Origin of the sequence: Vibrio mediterranei, from assembly GCF_900088415.1 — a bacterium.
Classification (GTDB): domain Bacteria; phylum Pseudomonadota; class Gammaproteobacteria; order Enterobacterales; family Vibrionaceae; genus Vibrio; species Vibrio mediterranei.
On sequence record NZ_FLLQ01000002.1, the window covers coordinates 570222 to 589100 of the forward strand.

The 18879-nt window shown below is 46.9% G+C and carries 19 protein-coding genes; all 19 read right to left on the reverse strand.

Annotation, left to right across the window (positions count from 1 at the left end; translation table 11 throughout):
- Nucleotides 1-5 precede the first annotated feature (5 nt).
- The 19 genes from VME0621_RS08690 to fliH all read right to left on the reverse strand — a co-directional run bounded on the left by VME0621_RS08690 (nucleotide 6) and on the right by fliH (nucleotide 18839).
- Nucleotides 6-2219 carry a chemotaxis protein CheA gene (locus tag VME0621_RS08690; protein ID WP_038229383.1) on the reverse strand — a complete coding sequence of 738 codons (2214 nt, stop codon included), beginning with the start codon at nucleotides 2217-2219 and terminating at the stop codon, nucleotides 6-8.
- A gap of 9 nt (nucleotides 2220-2228) precedes the next feature.
- The gene (locus VME0621_RS08695) at nucleotides 2229-2945 is read right to left on the reverse strand and encodes a protein phosphatase CheZ (RefSeq protein ID WP_006069981.1); all 717 of its coding nucleotides are present in this window, start codon (nucleotides 2943-2945) and stop codon (nucleotides 2229-2231) included.
- Between the two features lie 31 nt (nucleotides 2946-2976).
- A complete protein-coding gene (gene cheY, locus VME0621_RS08700; RefSeq protein WP_006069980.1) occupies nucleotides 2977-3345 on the reverse strand; it encodes a chemotaxis response regulator CheY in 369 nt (122 codons plus the stop codon).
- 45 nt (nucleotides 3346-3390) lie between these two features.
- On the reverse strand, nucleotides 3391-4122 hold the full coding sequence (locus tag VME0621_RS08705; protein WP_038229381.1) for an RNA polymerase sigma factor FliA: 732 nt from the start codon (nucleotides 4120-4122) through the stop codon (nucleotides 3391-3393).
- Nucleotides 4115-5002 (reverse strand): MinD/ParA family protein, encoded by an 888-nt coding sequence (locus VME0621_RS08710; RefSeq protein ID WP_031495379.1) that lies wholly within the window; start codon nucleotides 5000-5002, stop codon nucleotides 4115-4117. Before VME0621_RS08710 ends, VME0621_RS08705 begins: the two co-directional genes overlap by 8 nt.
- Nucleotides 5003-5014: 12 nt before the next feature.
- Nucleotides 5015-6565: a flagellar biosynthesis GTPase FlhF gene (flhF, locus tag VME0621_RS08715; protein WP_062457930.1), complete on the reverse strand. Its 1551-nt coding sequence runs from the start codon at nucleotides 6563-6565 to the stop codon at nucleotides 5015-5017.
- A gap of 28 nt (nucleotides 6566-6593) precedes the next feature.
- Entirely contained in the window at nucleotides 6594-8693 is a 2100-nt protein-coding gene (flhA, locus tag VME0621_RS08720; RefSeq protein WP_062457933.1) for a flagellar biosynthesis protein FlhA, read from the reverse strand.
- A gap of 127 nt (nucleotides 8694-8820) precedes the next feature.
- Nucleotides 8821-9951, reverse strand: a complete 1131-nt coding sequence (gene flhB / locus VME0621_RS08725; RefSeq protein ID WP_062457936.1) for a flagellar biosynthesis protein FlhB — start codon at nucleotides 9949-9951, stop codon at nucleotides 8821-8823.
- An 18-nt stretch (nucleotides 9952-9969) separates the two neighbouring features.
- Nucleotides 9970-10752 carry a flagellar biosynthetic protein FliR gene (fliR, locus tag VME0621_RS08730; protein WP_006069974.1) on the reverse strand — a complete coding sequence of 261 codons (783 nt, stop codon included), beginning with the start codon at nucleotides 10750-10752 and terminating at the stop codon, nucleotides 9970-9972.
- 7 nt (nucleotides 10753-10759) lie between these two features.
- Nucleotides 10760-11029, reverse strand: a complete 270-nt coding sequence (gene fliQ, locus VME0621_RS08735; RefSeq protein ID WP_006069973.1) for a flagellar biosynthesis protein FliQ — start codon at nucleotides 11027-11029, stop codon at nucleotides 10760-10762.
- Nucleotides 11030-11042: 13 nt separating this feature from the next.
- On the reverse strand, nucleotides 11043-11906 hold the full coding sequence (gene fliP, locus VME0621_RS08740; RefSeq protein ID WP_062457939.1) for a flagellar type III secretion system pore protein FliP: 864 nt from the start codon (nucleotides 11904-11906) through the stop codon (nucleotides 11043-11045).
- A complete protein-coding gene (gene fliO, locus VME0621_RS08745) occupies nucleotides 11899-12330 on the reverse strand; it encodes a flagellar biosynthetic protein FliO (protein ID WP_062457942.1) in 432 nt (143 codons plus the stop codon). Before fliO ends, fliP begins: the two co-directional genes overlap by 8 nt.
- Before the next feature lies 1 nt (nucleotide 12331).
- Nucleotides 12332-12742, reverse strand: coding sequence for a flagellar motor switch protein FliN (gene fliN, locus VME0621_RS08750; RefSeq protein WP_006069970.1), 411 nt, complete (start codon nucleotides 12740-12742; stop codon nucleotides 12332-12334).
- A gap of 18 nt (nucleotides 12743-12760) precedes the next feature.
- The gene (fliM, locus tag VME0621_RS08755) at nucleotides 12761-13810 is read right to left on the reverse strand and encodes a flagellar motor switch protein FliM (RefSeq protein WP_006069969.1); all 1050 of its coding nucleotides are present in this window, start codon (nucleotides 13808-13810) and stop codon (nucleotides 12761-12763) included.
- 7 nt (nucleotides 13811-13817) lie between these two features.
- A complete protein-coding gene (gene fliL / locus VME0621_RS08760; RefSeq protein ID WP_062457945.1) occupies nucleotides 13818-14318 on the reverse strand; it encodes a flagellar basal body-associated protein FliL in 501 nt (166 codons plus the stop codon).
- A gap of 33 nt (nucleotides 14319-14351) precedes the next feature.
- Nucleotides 14352-16145: a flagellar hook-length control protein FliK gene (locus VME0621_RS08765; protein ID WP_062457947.1), complete on the reverse strand. Its 1794-nt coding sequence runs from the start codon at nucleotides 16143-16145 to the stop codon at nucleotides 14352-14354.
- 120 nt (nucleotides 16146-16265) lie between these two features.
- Complete coding sequence (fliJ, locus tag VME0621_RS08770) at nucleotides 16266-16709, reverse strand: flagellar export protein FliJ (protein ID WP_031494285.1); 444 nt, start codon at nucleotides 16707-16709, stop codon at nucleotides 16266-16268.
- A gap of 7 nt (nucleotides 16710-16716) precedes the next feature.
- A complete protein-coding gene (gene fliI, locus VME0621_RS08775) occupies nucleotides 16717-18039 on the reverse strand; it encodes a flagellar protein export ATPase FliI (RefSeq protein WP_062457950.1) in 1323 nt (440 codons plus the stop codon).
- Nucleotides 18039-18839 carry a flagellar assembly protein FliH gene (gene fliH, locus VME0621_RS08780; RefSeq protein WP_062457953.1) on the reverse strand — a complete coding sequence of 267 codons (801 nt, stop codon included), beginning with the start codon at nucleotides 18837-18839 and terminating at the stop codon, nucleotides 18039-18041. Before fliH ends, fliI begins: the two co-directional genes overlap by 1 nt.
- Nucleotides 18840-18879 lie beyond the last annotated feature (40 nt).

Consider the following 18879-nt stretch of genomic DNA (forward strand, 5'->3'; position numbering starts at 1 on the left):
CTAAATTAGATACGCGATGCCGCTGCGTACTGCTTAAGTAAGTCAGGTACGTCTAATATCAATGCGATGTGACCATCACTAGTAATTGTTGCGCCTGCCATGCCCGGCGTACCTTGTAATAGGCTATCTAGCGGTTTAATCACCACTTCTTCTTGGCCGATCAAAGTATCCACAACAAAGCCAACACGCTGGCTGCCTATCTGAACGATGACCACATGCCCATGACCCGTACGCTGCTCAGCGCGACCCGCGTGTGGTGCGAGCCAGTTTTGCAGATAGAACAGAGGAATAGACTTATCACGAACAATGATCGTCAATTGACCATCAACCACATTGGTACGGCTTAAATCTAGGTGGAAAATTTCGTTCACGCTTGCCAAAGGCAGTGCAAATGGATTACCTCCCACGCCCACCATTAAGGTTGGAAGTATCGCTAATGTGAGCGGAACTTTAATGGTAATTTTGGTGCCTTTACCGAGTTCTGAGTCAATATCGATAGAGCCGTTTAAGGTATTAATGGCAGTCTTCACCACATCCATACCTACGCCACGACCCGATATATCCGAGATCTTTTCTTTGCTGGAGAAGCCCGGCATAAAGATAAGATTAAAGCACTCTTTGTCGGTCAGACGAGAGGCTGCGTCCTCGTCCATCATGCCACGTTTTACTGCGATAGCTCGTAGCTTCTCAGGGTCCATACCACCACCATCATCAATAATGGCAAGTTCGATATGGTCACCTTCTTGAGAGGCAGAAAGGGTTATCTTACCCGTGCGAGATTTACCTGACTGTTCACGAACATCTGGCATCTCCACACCATGGTCAACCGAGTTTCGAACCAAGTGAATCAGTGGATCCGCTAGGGCTTCTACTAAGTTCTTATCGAGGTCGGTATCTTCACCTTGCATTTCAAGAACAATGTCCTTGTTAAGGCTACGCGCCAAGTCTCTTACCACTCGTGGGAAGCGACCGAATACTTTCTTAATAGGCTGCATGCGGGTTTTCATTACCGCACCTTGCAGATCTGCAGTCACAACATCGAGATTGGAGACTGCTTTAGACATCTCTTCATCATTACTGTTGAGACCAAGACTTACCAAGCGGTTACGAACCAACACCAGCTCACCAACCATGTTCATGATGGTATCCAGTGTTGAAGTATCAACACGCACTGTTGCTTCGGCCTGTGGTTTCTTGACCTGCACAGCCGTGTTCTTGCTTTCCGCTGGTAAGGATTTTTCTGGGGCTGGCGCAACAGCGGGGGCCGCCGCTTTGGCAGGTTCTGCTACTTTAGGCTCGATCGTCGCTGGTGCAACGTTTTGAGATGCAGGTTTTGTTGCTACATCCAGTTCATCTGGAGAAGGACCCTTACCAACACCATGCAGTTCATCCAGCAGTTTCTCGAACTCTTCGTCCGTCATCAAATCACCGCTGTCAGACCCTGCTGGTGTCTCTTTAACCTCTGGATTAGAGGCAGCTACAGGTGTCACTGCCGGGGCAATATCTGCCGCAGAAGGTCCCTTCCCAACACCATGTAGTTCGTCTAACAGTTTTTCGAATTCATCGTCCGTAATGTCTGACGAGCTAAGTTCCGCTGGCGCAACAGGCGCGCTATCCACCGCAGAGATGGCAGGCGCAGCCGCAACTTTACTCGGGCCACTCCCCTTGCCATGAAGCTCATCTAGAAGACGCTCAAACTCATCTTGAGTAATATCATCGATGGAGTCGCCTTGCGCCACCGTTGAAGATTCAACTACGCTGAGCTCTGGCTCAGAGACGGTCGGAGGTTCTGGGATTTCAACCTTAGGAGCTACGGCCTCATCTGCGGACTCTGGCTTACTTAGGCGATGAAGTTCCTCTAGTAGTGCAGGATCGGCTGGTTCAATCGGAGCCATGTTCTGAACTGATTGGAACTGATGGTTAACGGTGTCTAACGCTTTAAGCATAGTATCCATTAGACCAGCACTCACTGAGCGCTGGCCGTTTCGAAGGATATCGAAGACGTTTTCCGCACCATGACAGGTATCAACAAGTTCAGTTAATGCTAGAAATCCCGCGCCACCTTTTACGGTGTGGAAACCTCTAAATATCGCATTCAAAAGATCTTTATCTTCAGGGTTGTTCTCTAGTTCGACTAGCTGCTCTGAAAGCAACTCGAGTATCTCACCCGCTTCTACTAGAAAGTCCTGTAGAATCTCTTCATCTAATTCGTAGCTCATTGTCCACCCCTAAAACCCAAGACTCGAAAGCAAATCATCGACTTCGTCTTGCGAAGAGACGGCATCGTCTCTCTCATGAGGGTTAATAATCGGTCCCTCGACGCCAACTGGTGCCTGCTTTGGTTTTGTTGTTATTGGTTGTTGTTCGTCACTGAACACTTTCAAGATTTCCACCAGCCTCGTTTCCACTTCACTGACTAAAGTGATGACGCGGCGAATGATTTGTCCAGTAAGGTCTTGAAAATCCTGCGCCATTAGGATGTTGGTGAGCTGAGTACGCAGTTCGGTACCATCCCCTTCCACCTGACTAAGTAGATCATCAATACGATGACACAGGTCTTTAAATTGTTTTAGCTCAAGCCTGCCATGCATTAGCTCGTTCCACTGTGGACGAACCTGTAATAAACATTCATGGAGATTGTCCGCCATAGGCAGACAACGTTCTACCGCGTCCATTGTGGTATTGGCAGAAATTTCCGTCTTGTTGATGACGTATTCTAAGCGGTCGCGAGCTTCAGGGATTTCATCATTGGCAATCTCATTAAGACGCGTATCAATGCTGAATTCCTTTAAAGCATCGTGCAGGTCACGAGTCAGAGCGCCAACTTCTTGAAGTACTCGACTTTCGTTGCCGCCTTGAATCATCATGACCAGCTCATTGGCTTCTTGTTGTTTGTCGTTTTCCAACAAATCAACAAGCTGCTTAGCTTGTTCTAATGAAATCATTCTGATATAGCCATTCGCTATGATGAGCGCGTTATAAACGCTCGAAAATTTTGTCTAATTTTTCTTTTAGTGTTGCTGCGGTAAATGGTTTAACGATGTAACCATTTACACCGGCTTGCGCCGCCTCGATAATCTGCTCGCGTTTAGCTTCTGCAGTGATCATAAGAACAGGTAGGTGTTTAAGTTCTTCATCCGCTCGGATGTGTCGTAGTAGATCGATCCCTTGCATGCCTGGCATATTCCAGTCGGTTACGACAAAGTCAAAATCGCCCTTCTTGAGCATTGGTAGTGCCGTTAAACCGTCATCAGCTTCTAGCGTGTTGCTAAAGCCCAAGTCGCGTAGAAGGTTTTTGACAATACGGCGCATTGTTGAAAAGTCGTCAACAATAAGGATTTTCATGTTTTTATTCAAAATTGCCTCCACTGAAAGCAAGATCAGTGTTTATTAATTATTATCTGTCCAAGCACTTAGCTTGGTGCGAAGACGCTGCATCGATTGGCTCAATATTTGACTAACGCGCGATTCGCTGACGCCCAATACTTCACCTATCTCCTTCAAATTTAACTCTTCGTCATAATACAAGGATAACGTTAATGCTTCACGCTCTGGTAGCGATTTTATTGATTCTATTAACGCTTCACGGAACGCATCGTCCGCGACACCTTGAAACGGAGTATTATCTTCTTCATCTGAAACAGAGACAGAATCTTCCGAAACGCCTAAATCTTCTATTCCCACCAGCTTCGAACAATTAATATCGGTCAGAGCTTTGTGGTATTGAGCAAGACTCAGCCCCAAATAGTTAGCCACCTCAGAATCGGTTGGATCTCGATTGAGTTCGACTTCCAACACTGAAATGGCCTGAGAAATATCACGGCTATGTTTATGTACCGAACGTGGTACCCAATCACCGCGACGAATATCATCAAGCATGGCTCCTCGAATCCGAATCCCGGCGTAGGTTTCGAAACTCGCGCCTTTAGTGCCATCGTAATTTTTTTGTGCTTCAATCAAGCCGATCATTCCAGCCTGAATCAAGTCTTCAACCAACACGTTCGGTGGAAGTCGCCCAATCAAATGGTGGGCAATACGCTTCACCAATACTGAGTACTTCTCTAAGAAAGCTTGCTGACCACTCAAATTGGCATGTTGGTCATAGGTCAAAGCTTTATTCACTAAACGGTTCCTCTAGCGCTTCTGGTCTATTTAGTAGCCTTTCGACAAAAAACTCTAGGTGCCCACTTGGTACTTTTGGAATTGGCCAAGTTAACGCTTTGTTCGCCAAAGAACTTAGCGCTAGAGCAGCAGGTGAGCGTGGAAATGCATCAACTACTATTTTTTGTCTCTTCACTGCTTGTCGCACTTTATCATCTAATGGGATGCATGCGACTAACTCAAGACTCACATTGAGGAATCGTTCTGTGACTAGTGTCAATTTTGTAAACAATTCTCGCCCTTCTCGATAGCTACGAACCATATTCGCCACTACTTTGAAGCGCTGAACTTGATGCTCTCGACTAAGTAGCTTTATAAGCGCGTAAGCATCGGTAATTGAGGTTGGTTCATCACACACCACCACTACTACATCTTGCGCTGCACGAGAAAAGCTCACCACCATATCGGAAATGCCTGCTGCAGTATCTACAAGCAGTACGTCCATTTCTTCTTCTAAGCTACCAAACGCTCGAATCAACCCCATATGTTGAGCATGACTTAGCTCTGTCATACTTTGCGTACCAGATGTCGCCGGGATAATTCGAATGCCGTGAGGACCTTCGACAATGGCATCTTTTAAATCGCATTCGCCTGCCAATACATGGCCAAGGTTTTTCTTAGGTCGAATACCAAGCATGACGTCGACATTTGCTAGACCTAAGTCAGCATCCAACACCATCACTTTTTTGCCTTGACGAGCCATACAGATTGCAAGTCCAAGCGTCACATTGGATTTACCAACACCACCTTTACCGCCAGTAACTGAAATTACCTTCGTCAATGTTGGCTGAGTCAAACGTCTTAGGCCACTCGCTTGGTCATGTATCATGTTATTTGTCATATTCGCTTGCACCTAAACCCCCTCCATATCACTGTTCCAGAAGTGGGGTTCATTCTCTGTCGACTTCTCTAATAGTTCGTTCGCTTTCGCGACCATATATTTGGGCTGCGCAATTACAATGTCTTCTGGCACCCGTTGTCCATTGGCAATATAGGTGACTGGCAGTGCATTTTGTACTACAACACTGATAAATTCGCCCAAGCTTAACGACTCATCCAACTTAGTCATAATGCACCCTGATAACGGGATGCGTCTAAAGTGGTCTAACGTTTCTTGCAACACTTGACGCTGCGCCGTCGCCGGTAGCACCAAGTAGCTATGTATTACTTCTCCACTCTCCTGCATCAGAGTATCAAGCTGTTCGGAAAGCCTAACGTCTCGCTGCCCCATACCTGCGGTATCAATCAGCACTAAACGTCTGTTTCTTAATTGATATAGTACATCGGCAAGTTCTTCAGAATCTTTAGCAACTCTGACGGGACATCCCATAATTCTGCCATAAATAGATAATTGCTCATGAGCACCAATTCGGTAGGTATCCGTTGTGACTAGCGCTACATTGTCAGAGCCGTATTCCATGGCGGCTCTTGCTGCTAGTTTGGCCACCGTCGTAGTTTTACCGACCCCCGTAGGCCCAAGCAACGCAACTATCCCACCTTTGCGCAGAATATCTTGCTTACTCACTACGATTTGATCTGAGACTAAAGACAACAACGCCTTCCAAGCTTTTTGAGGCGGCGTATCTTCTGGAATATAACAAGCGAGTTGGTCAGAAAGTTCAGGAGATAGACCCATTCTTTCTAATCGTTTGATTAACATGGCTCGAAGTGGCTCTCGGCGCTCGACTTCTTGCCACATTAAACCGGACACCTGATGTTCAAGAAGGCGGCGGATGGAAGACATATCTTCCTTCATCGCTTCGAGTTCTTCACCGATTTTCGCGTCACGTGGATTGGAACCTCTGCGCGGTGCATCTGTACTATTTTCAGCGAATTGATGACACCCTGTGGAGCGTAGGCTTGAACGATTGTCGCGAGAATCAAAATCTGAGCGATTTTCTTGAGCGTACTGATAGCGATCGCTGTTTTGATAACTGTCACTGACCGATTTTGCTCGCTCTGATTGTCTTTCTAATAAAGCAGAAAGAGAGTCTGGCGGTGTCGATGCGCTTTTACTCGCGTTGCTGTCAGAACCACGATAATTTTTGAGCATACTGGCAAACCGATCGGTGACCGACGGCGCACTTGCTGAACTTTTTTGATTGAGATTCACAACGTCGTCCTTGAGGCTGCGTCCACTATTCTGGTTTCTACCATCAGCATAACGGTCATTGGTCTGGCGACCACCGTCATAACTGCTCTGTGGACGTGTTGGTGCCGCCAATGCGTTGCTTTGCATCTGACGTGGTTCCGATGGTGAACTATCACCATCGACGGCAGCAACGATTTCTACCCCACCCGCCACTTTTTTATTGGACATGATCACCGCTTCAGCACCAAGTTCTTCTTTTACTTGGAGCAGTGCCTGACGCATATCTCTGGCAAAAAATCGTTTAATTTTCAACTGTTACATCCATTTTCCATCCAAACCGCTAATTACCAACGGCTTGCACAATTCTGATTTGTTTCTCATCTGGGATTTCTTGGTAAGACAAGACGCGTAAGTTTGGAATGGTATTTTTCACAAACTTAGCCAATGTCGAACGTAGTACCCCTGATGTCAGCAGCACAGCTGCCTCACCTTTTAGCTCTTGCTCTTGTGTCGCTTGAGTCAGCGACGCTTGCAGTCGTTCGGCTAATCCAGGTTCAATTCCGGTTGATTCGCCACCAGAAGCTTGCATTGTTTGATGCAATATTTGTTCCAGCTCAGGAATAAGGGTAATGACCGGCAACTCTGGCTCTATTCCATTGATTTCCTGAACAATTAGTCGTTTTAGCGCTATGCGAACCGCTGCTGTGAGAACGTCAGGTTCTTGACTCTTGCCGGAGTACTCGGCCAAAGTTTGCACAATAGTTCGAATATCTCTGATTGGTATGGCTTCATGCAGCAAGTTTTGTAGCACTTTCACCACAGTTCCTAGAGGTAATTGCTCTGGTACAAAATCCTCGACCAGTTTTGGCGCACTGCGCCCCAGCATTTCAAGAAGGTTTTGCACTTCTTCGTGTCCAAGCAATTGCGCTGCGTTGTTGGTCAGCAACTGACTTAAGTGAGTTGCCAACACGGTAGATGAGTCGACAACGGTATAGCCTAGTGCTTGAGCGTGCTCTCGCTGTGCTTCCTGAATCCAGACCGCTTCAAGTCCGAATGCAGGGTCTATGGTTTGTTCGCCGTCGATCAGGCCATAAACTTGCCCCGGGTTTATGGCTAACTCTTGGTCAGGGCGAATTTCCGCTTCACCCACCGCGACACCCATCAACGTGATTCGATAGGAATTTGGTGTTAGCTCTAGGTTATCTCGAATATGAACAGCAGGAATGAGGAAGCCAAAGTCTTGTGACAGCTTTTTACGAACTCCTTTAACACGCTCGAGTAATTCACCACCTTGGTCTCGGTCAACAAGCGGTATCAACCGATAACCGACTTCCAAGCCAATAACGTCCACTGGGTGAACATCATCCCAAGACAGCTCTTTAGGAGTTGATGATGTTTCGTTGCTGCTGATCTCAGCGGGCAGATTCTTCTGCTCCTCTTTCTTAGCTTGTTTTCTGTGTAACCAATAAGCCCCTAAACCGGCGATCAATGCCAGCATCAGGAAAGCAAAATGAGGCATTCCAGGCACAATACCCATCACGCCTAAGATCCCCGCAGTAATGGTTAGAGCTTTTGGATTATCAAATAGTTGGAAAACAACCTGCTGGCCCATATCCTCGTCAGTATTTTGACGGGTTACCATGATTGCAGCAGCGATAGAGAGCAAAAGTGATGGAATCTGTGCTACTAAACCATCACCAATGGTCAGTAACGTATAGATTTGGATTGCTTCACCAAAACTGAGTGAGTACTGCATCATACCAATACTCAAGCCGCCAATGATGTTTAAGAACAAAATCAGGATACCAGCAATGGCGTCTCCTTTAACGAACTTGGATGCACCATCCATCGATCCGTAGAAGTCTGCTTCTTTGGTTACTTCAAATCGGCGTGTTCTAGCCTGCTCTTGATCAATAAGGCCAGCGTTTAAGTCTGCATCAATGGCCATTTGCTTACCTGGTAAGGCGTCCAAAGTAAAGCGCGCACTAACTTCAGAGATTCGCCCCGCACCTTTGGTAACCACCATAAAGTTAATGATCATCAAAATCATAAACACGACTAAACCAACCGCGTAGTTACCGCCAATCACGACGTTACCAAAGGCTTCAATTACGTTACCGGCCGCACCACTTCCCTCGTGACCATACAGTAACACCACTCGAGTAGAGGCAACGTTTAGTGCCAAACGCAGTAAAGTCGCGATGAGCAGCACCGTTGGAAAAGCAGCGAAGTCGAGGGGACGACGGGTATAGACCGATACCAATAGCACCACCATCGCTAATGCGATGTTGAAGGTAAAAAACAGGTCGAGAAGAAATGCCGGGATCGGCAGTACGATCATCGCAAGCGCTGCGAGAACCATCACTGGCGCACCAATCGCAGGTAATGCACGACGTGGAATCGTCGGTAACCTGTCGGCAAAAGGTAAAGTTAACTTCATGTACTACATCACTGCACTACCACTCTATATTAAGCGGCGTATTGTTTTTCCTATAATGACTTGAGAAAAAGCAAGAATTAAGCCAAGAAAGGCGTCATTATTTTGACACCAAATGCCAAAAATAGGGCTAGTAGCGCATATCTTTAGGAATACTGATTTGGTCGTTTTGCAATGTCGGCCGTTGTCCGCCTTTCTTACGGTATTGTTTTAGCTGATACACATACGCCAATATCTGAGCGACCGCGGCAAACAAACCGTCTGGAATCTCCTGTTCCAGTTCTGTTGTATGATAAAGAGAACGCGCTAGCGGTGGCGAAGGAATTACATAGATGCTGTGCTCTCTAGCCACTTCTCGTATCTTGAGTGCCATGTGGTCGATACCCTTTGCAACCACAACAGGCGCTTTGTCCTTTCCCTGTTTATAGCGAAGCGCTACTGAGAAGTGCTCCGGGTTGGTAATAATAACATCGGCCTGCGGTACTTCCGCCATCATTCTTCGCTGGGCGGCTTCTCTTTGCAGCATTCGAATCCGTCCCTTCACCTCGGGTTTACCTTCGGTATCTTTAAACTCGTCTTTGACTTCTTGCTTGGTCATTTTAAGCTGATTCGCATGCTGCCAAATCTGGAATGGAATATCGATGGCGACCACAATCAATAGTGTCGCACTAATCAACAAGATAAAGTTAAGTAGAATATCGAGCGCGTGAAAAATGTTTTGTGGAAAAACTTCCATACTAAGCTGGAACAAGTCTGCTCTGGAGGCGTTAACAAGATAGAATGCCATCCCTGCCACCAACGTGACTTTTAAAATCGATTTGACCAGCTCGACCCAACTTTGCATTCCCACCATGCGTTTCAGGCCACTAAGCGGGTTCATTTTGGATAGTTTTGGCATCGCCGCTTCTGCAGAGAAACTAATACCACCAACACCAGCAGCTCCGATTAACGCCGCAATAAATAGAACAAACAAGATAAGCAGAAGTGGGAGCAATAGACTGGAAAGTGCGCCAAGTGCCACATCAAACAGCTTGGTCGAATCGTAGATTTCTTCTCGGCTCAAGTTAAACAGCCGAGCCATTGAACCAAACAAAGCGCGCGCGAGCCCTTCACCAAACATCATCAGCGAAAGCGCCCCAACAATCAGTACTGAGACCGACGCTAACTCTTTAGAACGTGCCACCTGCCCCTTTTCGCGAGCTTGTTTAAGCCGCTGGGGGGTGGCGTCTTCGGTGCGTTCTTGGCCATCTGATTCTGCCATCGTCAGCCTCCTACTCGCTTAACAGTTCAGGTCGATCAAGCGACATACCTGACCTTCCACTTCGAGCCAATACAATTGGTAGTGACTGTACAGGCCAGCCATGATGTACCAACAGATCATCAAACCAATCAGCAATGCAAAGGCAAAACCAAGAGAGAAAATATTCAACTGCGGTGCCGCACGAGTCATCACACCAAACGACAAATTCACCGTTAATAGAGCGATAATCCCGGCTAAGGCCATACTCAACGCGGTTTGGAACATGATACTTAACCATCCAGCCATCTCACGAAAATCGGCACTAGAGAGATGTCCAGACCCGATAGGCAGAGTCTTAAAGCTCATCACCACCAGTTGAATCATCTTCAAATGGCCATCCGTTGCCAGAAAAAACATCGTGGCTAGGAACATAAATAGCTGACCAAGCAAAGGAGTATTTTGACCATTCGCTGGGTCGACCATAGAAGCAAAACCCAGACTCGATTGCATACCGAGGATCTGACCTAGCATAACAAACGTCTGAATCATGAAGACGGTCGTCATCCCCATCGCAGTACCAATCAGTATCTGTTCTGCGACCGTAAGAAAGCCTTGGAAAGAAAACAACTCGATAGTTTGCGGGACGGCAGGGATAGAAGGCATGACAGCAAGTGTCAGCGCTAACCCCAAAAACAATCGAATTCTAGGTGACACAAAGTTGGCCCCAGTCACCGACATCACCATCAACATGGCAGAAATACGGACGTAAGGCCAAAAGTAATTACTGATCCATTCGAGTACAGCGCTTGTAGGGTACTCCATAACGTTATTACCAGAGTACCTGTGGCAGTCTCTCTATAATTTCATAGAAAAACTCCATCATCATCTGAGTGCCCCAGTGAGCAAAGCCAATCAACGCCAATATGGTGACTATCAATCTTGGTAGAAAACTCAGCGTCTGTTCGTTGATAGATGTGGCAGCTTGGAAAATTGCCACCACCAAACCGACGAGAAGGCTTGGCACTACAATGGCACAGACGAGGATCAGCACCATCCATAATGCGTCTCTAAACAGTTCAACAAATACCTCTGGAGTCATCGATTATCTCCAGCTACAAGGCAAAACTGCCGGCCAACGTGGATAGTATTAAGTTCCATCCATCCACCAACACGAACAACATCAATTTGAATGGCAGCGATACGATCATTGGCGACAACATCATCATACCCATCGCCATTAGTATCGACGCTACTACCAAGTCGATAATTAAAAATGGTAAGAACAACATAAAGCCGATCTGAAATGCTGTTTTCAACTCTGAAGTAATGAATGCCGGAATCAATACCGCCATTGACACATCTTCTGGGTTTTGTGCCGTCGAACCGGACATTTCAACAAACGTTTCCAAATCTTTTACTCGCGTCTGCTTCAGCATGAAGGATTTCATCGGACCTTGTGCTTGATCAAACGCTTCTTTTGCCGTGATTTGTTCATTCAAATAGGGTTGAATTGCTTGGTCATTCACCTGATTCAATACCGGTGACATGATGAAAAACGTCAAGAAGATCGCGATACCAATAATCACCTGATTAGATGGAGTTTGTTGCAGACCCATCGCTTGTCGTAGTATCGACATCACAACCACGATACGGGTAAATGAAGTCATCAAAATAACCATGGCAGGCAAAAAGCCCAACATGGTCATCAGTGCCAAAATCTGCAAGTTTACTGAGTAGTCTTCGCTGCCATCAGGGTTGGTTTTCATGGTGAACGCCGGAATACCAGGCCCAGTACCAAACGAGCTTGAGGTGGCGCTGCCCGCTGCCCCTCGGTCATTCTGCATAGCGGTGACAGTTACACCCGTATCTAACGCAGCATTATTCGGTACTGGTGTCGCTACCGCCTCTTCTGCCCATGACAGTGGCGCAAGAAGCAACGTCAAACAGATGAAAATCAGTCGAGTTAAGTTAGTCATGGGAATTCGGTTTCTTCATCAATTTCGATAGCTGCGCAGCAAACGCAGGCTGAGCTAAATCGGCTTCTTCTAGTGGCGTCTCCAACTTTGAAATGAGCTGAATCGACTGCGAGGTAATACCCACCAAAAACTGCTCTTCACCCGCCTGTACGATAGCAATACGTTCTTTTGTTCCGACTGGAATCTGCCTAACAATCTTAAGCCCTTGCTGGTTGACCAGTGATGGCACCTTCATGCGTTTTAGCACCCATGCCAAACCAAGAATTATCAGAATAACTAACACTAAAGAACCTAGCGTAGTAGCTAGGTCAAATGGAGAGCCTGAAGCGCTTAGTGGAGCACTTTCTTGAGAGGCGACCGCCGTCGATACCCCTCCCACTGAAACAGCCACTAGCAGAACTTTAGAAAAAAGCTTTATCGCCATATTAACGCAACTTCTTAATTCGCTCAGTTTGACTGATGACATCCGTCAAACGAATACCAAACTTGTCGTTCACCACAACCACTTCACCATGGGCAATCAAGGTGCCATTGACCATGACATCGAGTGATTCGCCAGCAATGCGGTCTAATTCCACTACCGAACCTTGGTTTAGCTGAAGCAGGTTACGGATACTAATTTGTGAACGGCCAACTTCCATAGAGATGGTCACTGGAATATCCATAATCGTATCCAGTTTACGACGCTCATCCTCTGAAATCGGCGCTGGTGAGTCTTGCAGTTCATCCAGTGGGGCGGCGAGTACCTCATCCACATCAATTTCTGGCGCCATTGGATCTTCACCTAAAGCGGCTGCCCATTCGTCTGCAAGTTTTTGGTCATCACTAATCGTCATTATTTATATCTACTCTGGTTATTCTTCGTCTGCGTCTTCCACATGCTCCAACTCAGCCATAATATCCTTACCAAGGAAAGCTAAGTCGGTTTTCACTACATCTGGGCGCCTTATTTTTTCGGAAATCTGTACGGCAACTTTTTCGCCAGTGCGTCCCATCTTCACTCTGAACGTCGGTAATTCCTCGACAAACATGGTGGCATTTTCCGGCATATCGATAGGAATGATATCTCCGGCTTGCAACTCCATAAGGTCGCGAAGTGATACGTCTTTCTCTAACAGATTCACGCGGAAGTTCACTGGAACATCCATAATCTCTTCACGCAAGGCGCTACTCCACCGGACATCGGTTTCCATCTTGTCCGACTGGACACCTGCATCGAGTAATTCGCGAATAGGCTCCACCATAGAATACGGCATCACCACATGGAAATCGCCACCACCGCCATCCACTTCAATATGGAACGAGCTGACCACAATAACTTCAGTTGGGCTGACAATGTTTGCCATGCTTGGGTTCACTTCTGAGTCCAAATATTCAAACTCAACGCCCATAACTGGCGACCACGCTTCCTTGTAGTCTTCGAAAACAGTTTTCATTAACAACTGAATGATACGGCGCTCTGTAGGGGTAAACTCTCGACCCTCAATCTTGGCGTGGAAACGGCCGTCACCACCGAAGAAATTCTCCACTAAGATAAAGACTAAACGAGCCTCCATCGTAATAAGAGCCGTCCCTTTTAGCGGTCTAAAACGCACCATATTCAAGCTTGTTGGCACGTATAAGGTGTTTTGGTATTCACCAAACTTCATCATCTGAACGCCGTTAATCGACACTTCAGCGGTTTTTCGCAACATATTGAATAAGCTGATTCGCATATGGCGCGCAAAACGTTCATTGATAAGCTCGAGCGTAGGCATTCGACCACGAACAATGCGGTCTTGCGACGAGAAGTCAAAATGCACCACATCATTGGGGTCTTGATCTAACTCATCTTCAACTTCATCGACATCGTCTACTCCGTGGAGAAGCGCATCAATTTCGTCTTGGCTTAATAAATCGGTCACACAATACCTACTGGATTACAAAATCGGTAAATAACACTCTTTCGACTACAGGCTTACCGACAACCTGAGACAAACTGGCTTGAACATCCGCGGTAGCTTGGTCACGTAATTCAACGCGGCCATTAGTGCTGCGTAGTTGCTCAACCGTCGCCGACGCAAACGTCGACAACAATGTACTTTCAATTAAAGGGGAGTGGTAACGCGCTACTTCTTCGTTATCTAGGCCGCGTACCATAAGCTGTACTTTAATCTGAACCATACGATCACGCTGCTTACCAGCGACGTTAAAAATAAAAGGCTGGGCGATGTTCACATACGATATTGGGTCAACTGGCACCGCAGCACCACCACTTTGTGCCGTGGGTGTACTTGCTGGCGTCTCTTCAGAGCCAAGCAACCAATAAGCAACACCACCAGCGGCCAGCAATAGCACCAGCACCAGCACCGCGACAATAATGATCAACAGTTTTTTGTTGTTCTTGGGTTGTTCTAAAGTATCTTCTGCCATTTTGTTCTTCTATTTTCCATGAGATTACTCGCCTTAGGCGTAGTAACTAATACCATCTTTTTTATTGGCAACATTCACGTTCAAACTCACGCTTTCTTCACTATCATCGAAACCATGGTTCGACTCACCTCTAGATTGAGAGCCAGAACCACTTGATTCATGAGAAGCATGACGCTGTTGCTGACCTTGGTTCTGTTGCTGAACCGATGAATCTGCCAGTTGAATCCCTTGTTGAGACAGCATTTCACGAAGCCTTGGCATCGCTTGATCCACCATGTCGCGTGTTTGTTGGTTTTGGACCGTAAAATGCACGGTTGCAGAGTCATTGTTTAAACTCATACGAATTTGCATTCGACCTAAGTCCGGCGGATCCAGACGAATATCTACATGCTTCAAGTTTTTCGCCATCATCATTTGAACGCGCTCTGCAACTTGGTCACTCGCATTCTCTTTAGTGAGCACGAGGGGCGACTGTACGTTTGTTGGTGCTTGTGATTGCTCAGCTCGCAGTTGATTAGCAGTCACACCTGCTGCGGCATGCGTTATACCGGCAGGAGCGTCATTTGCTTGTCCAAGGTTGGCGGCGCCTTTTTGTTTTTGCACACCAGCCAAACTTACATTACTCGCGGTTAACGATGGATTATTGGCGTTGTGACTGGTTGCGGCAGCATTAGCGGCTAATACACTCGCGGTCATCGCAACCTCTGAACCGGCTTGAGTTGCAGTATGTACTGGCACCGCTGTAGCTTGGGCTGCTGGCGTCGCCATAGCAGCACTTTGACTTGTACTCGAATGAAGCTTATCTGCAGTAAAAGCCGTCGCAGCTAGAGCCTTGGCGTCTAATTTGCTGCCTTGCTCTACATCAGGCTGAGACCAGGCAATTTGGTTTTGTGTGCCGGCTTTTGTGTCTCCATCAACCGTCGCTGCTTTCGCCTCTTGGCCGGACGCTAAATGTGTTGTCGTTCCTGCAGCAACCGCCATAGATTTATTTGAGCCTTCAAGGCTATTGCCAGAAAGCGAAGCGCTACCTTGTGTAGAGTTTTGATGTGCAGTCCCATTTTGTGAAGGGTTGCCCTGAGACGCTGAAAGTACCATGCCACTAGCCACAGCTGCGACTTCTTCTGTAGCATCATTGACAGCTCCATCAGCAGCGACGGTATTTTTGCTTTGTTTGTCTATTGACGAGCCGTCGCCACTCATTGATGCTGCGTGTCCATCGACTTGACTCATCTTTTGAGGGCTTTGAGCGTTTACAGTCACAGCACCTAACACCGCGGTTCCTGCTAATTTGGCTTCATCTTGAGACTCAACTGATGTTGATTTGGGTTTTAACGCACTATTTGATTCATCTAAACGATTGAGCAATTCAGCACTGTCGCTTACTGTTTTTTTGGCTTCGACACTACTGCCTTGAGAATCGGGGCGTAACGTCTCATCGCTCACAGCTATTACGCCACTCGTTGCCGCCATTTTTTTGACGCTCTTCTCTTCAGTGCCCTCTGTATCTTCAACATTCGCCTGACTGTTTACCGCCGTTGAAGTGGCTTGTGAAGACTTCGTGGTCTCAGCGGCCTTTCCTACCTCATCACTCACTTCAGCGCTATCTTCCAATAAAGCGTCCGTCGAACTCGACGTCATCTTCTCGCCTGATTTTTTACCTTCAACCTTCTGGTTTTCCTCAGTATTTTCTGAATAAATTGCGCTTTTAAGCTTGTCAAAAAAGCCCTGCTCTTCCGCGTTATCGACGGAATCGACCAAGGTGGTTTTGTCACTAGACTTAGCATTTGGTGTCGCTGAAATACTGTTGTTAGTAATTGCCAGACTCATTCCATTAAGGCCCGTAAAGAAGAGTTAAATACGCCAGGTGGCAAAATGCCGCCGCTTACAGTTATGTCATCTAACGATGCAAAATTTGTACCGAAGAGTAAATTTAACTTAAGGATAGGGTTAACGAGCAGAGCGACGACGAGCGAAAAGCAGGTTAGAAAACTCATCCATCTGCTTTTGCTCAAGCTTTTGTTCTTGCAGTTGTTTCTCTTTGGCTTTTTTATCGATAAGCCACTCATAAGACCGACGTTGTTTACGAGTGTTGTGCCAGTAATCTTGGCAATCTTCGACCTGTTGTTTGAAGTGACTTTCTGCGGATTTTTGCTTGGTTAAGGTCTCATCTAGCTGTGTCAAAAACCGATTGAGGTGACCATACTCACTCGCCGTTAGTCCTCCTTTGCCACGCTCTACAAGTTGATTACAGTAATCAAGGCGATACTGCTCAATTTGTCTTACTTGGTTGTAATAGTCTTCGAGCTCTGATCGTGCTTTGTTGAGGGCTAAGACCGCTTGTTGCTCGCTGTCTTTGGCTTGTTCTAGAAGAAAATCGAGAGCATTATCCATAACCGAATCAATTTACCTGCAACAGTTGTTTGAGCATACCCAAACACATATCGTATGGTACCGTTTCACGCATACTTTGTTGCAAATACTGGTCAAGCTTAGGTTTAAGCGTAAAGGCACTATCAATAGCAGGGTCGGTTCCCGGTTTGTAAGCACCTATGGAAACCAGATCTTGATTTTTGCGACAAACCGATAGCACCTGCCTAACAGCTTTAGACATTAGTACATGCTGATCATCGGTGATTTGTGGCATAACACGACTCACCGATTTTTCTACATCAATGGCAGGATAGTGACCAGCATCTGCCATTTCACGAGACAGAACGATATGACCATCCAAAATCGCCCTCGCCGCATCAGCGATAGGATCTTGCAAGTCATCCCCTTCGGTAAGCACAGTGAAGAATGCAGTAATAGAGCCCTGATTCACATCACCGTTGCCCGCTCGCTCAACTAAAGCAGGGAGCTTGGCAAAGACCGACGGCGGATAACCTTTGGTTGCCGGTGGCTCACCTACTGAAAGCGCTATCTCACGCTGCGCCTGTGCAAAACGAGTTAATGAATCCATCAGAAGTAAGACATCGAGCCCTTGATCACGGAAATACTCGGCAATGGTTAAAGCAGTTTGACAGCCCTTCAGGCGCATAAGTGGTGACGCATCAGCTGGTGCTGCAACGACCACCGAACGCTCACGACCCGATGTCCCTAGAATCTCTTCGATAAATTCTTTAACTTCTCGGCCACGTTCACCAATCAGTCCCACCACAACCACTTGTGCCGTCGTACCGCGAGTCATCATACCTAGCGTGACCGACTTACCAACACCTGAACCTGCAAAAAGACCAATACGCTGGCCTTTGCCAACGGTCAATAAGCCATTAATGGCTTTAAGGCCAACATCAAGTGGTTCAGAGATGGGTTTACGCGCTAGCGGGTTGATAGGTTCAGCATTGAACGACGCGCGTTGGTCAGTATAGATCTCACCCAGTCCATCAAGCGGGTTTCCCACGCCATCAATCACTCGACCGAGTAGTTCCATTCCTACTGGAAGTCCAGCATCAGACGTCATTGGCGTTACCCGAGCGCCAGGAAGAACTCCGGTAATCTGTTCACTTGGCATTAGATACAAGTGTTCACCGGAGAAACCTACCACTTCGGCGTCCATTTCGCCGTGCATGGTTTCCACTTTACAGACACTACCAATGGGTGCTTTGCAACCGATGGCTTCGAGTGTTAATCCAACAACACGAACCAGTTTGCCAGAAGCAATCGCGCGAGACTTATGCCCTTCAACTTTGTAATTGGCCAGTCGCTCGGCAAGTACTTGCATCACTCGCCTCCCTGATGGCGATTGGTTCCACAAAAACTTTGTAATACGCTTTTCACACGCTCTTCGAGTTTGTAACTCACGCTCGATTCACCCGCTTCGATAAATACATCACCACGATTGAGAGACGGTTCAATAACAAGCGTCCAATTGCGAATATCAAGCTCTTCATCACCATAAGCGGCACGGATAATATCAACATCAGCCGGATGGAGTTTTAACGTAATTGCATGACCAACAATCGGTAACGCGTCGACCGATTGCTTGACGGTATCGAGAATGACTTGCGGATTGGTTTGTACCTCAACATGCACCACTTCCTTGGCCAACGCGAGCACCATGTCGACCAATTGCTTTTCAACTTGGTTGTTCATTAGCTCTAACGGTTGAGCAAATTGGTTCGCCATGTTTATGAAGACTTCAACCTGCTGCTTAATGTACTCTTCACCAGCGGCAACGCCTTCTGCTTTGCCTAACTCAAGTCCCTCGGCATGTCCTGCTTGAGTTCCCTCTTCCTTGCCTTTGTCGTAGCCTTGTTTAAAACCGGCTTCTTGGCCTTGGAACAAGCCTTCTTGATAAGCACCCTGTTTGATCTGCTCAATCTGCTCTTCAGTGAGCATCAAAGGCTCTTCTTCAGCTGGTGCTTCTTCTAGAGGAGCCCAACTAGGATCGTAGTTAAGCGCGGTCTCTTTGGCATGTTGATTAGTTTGTGAGGTGTAATCTGGTAACCCCCAAGAATGAGCTGACTCTATGGTATTGTCTTCTGACGGACGCAAAAAGCCACGTTTTCTATCTCCAGACATCAAGCCTTCCCTTTTATTCTTAAGAAAGTTTTCCAAATGA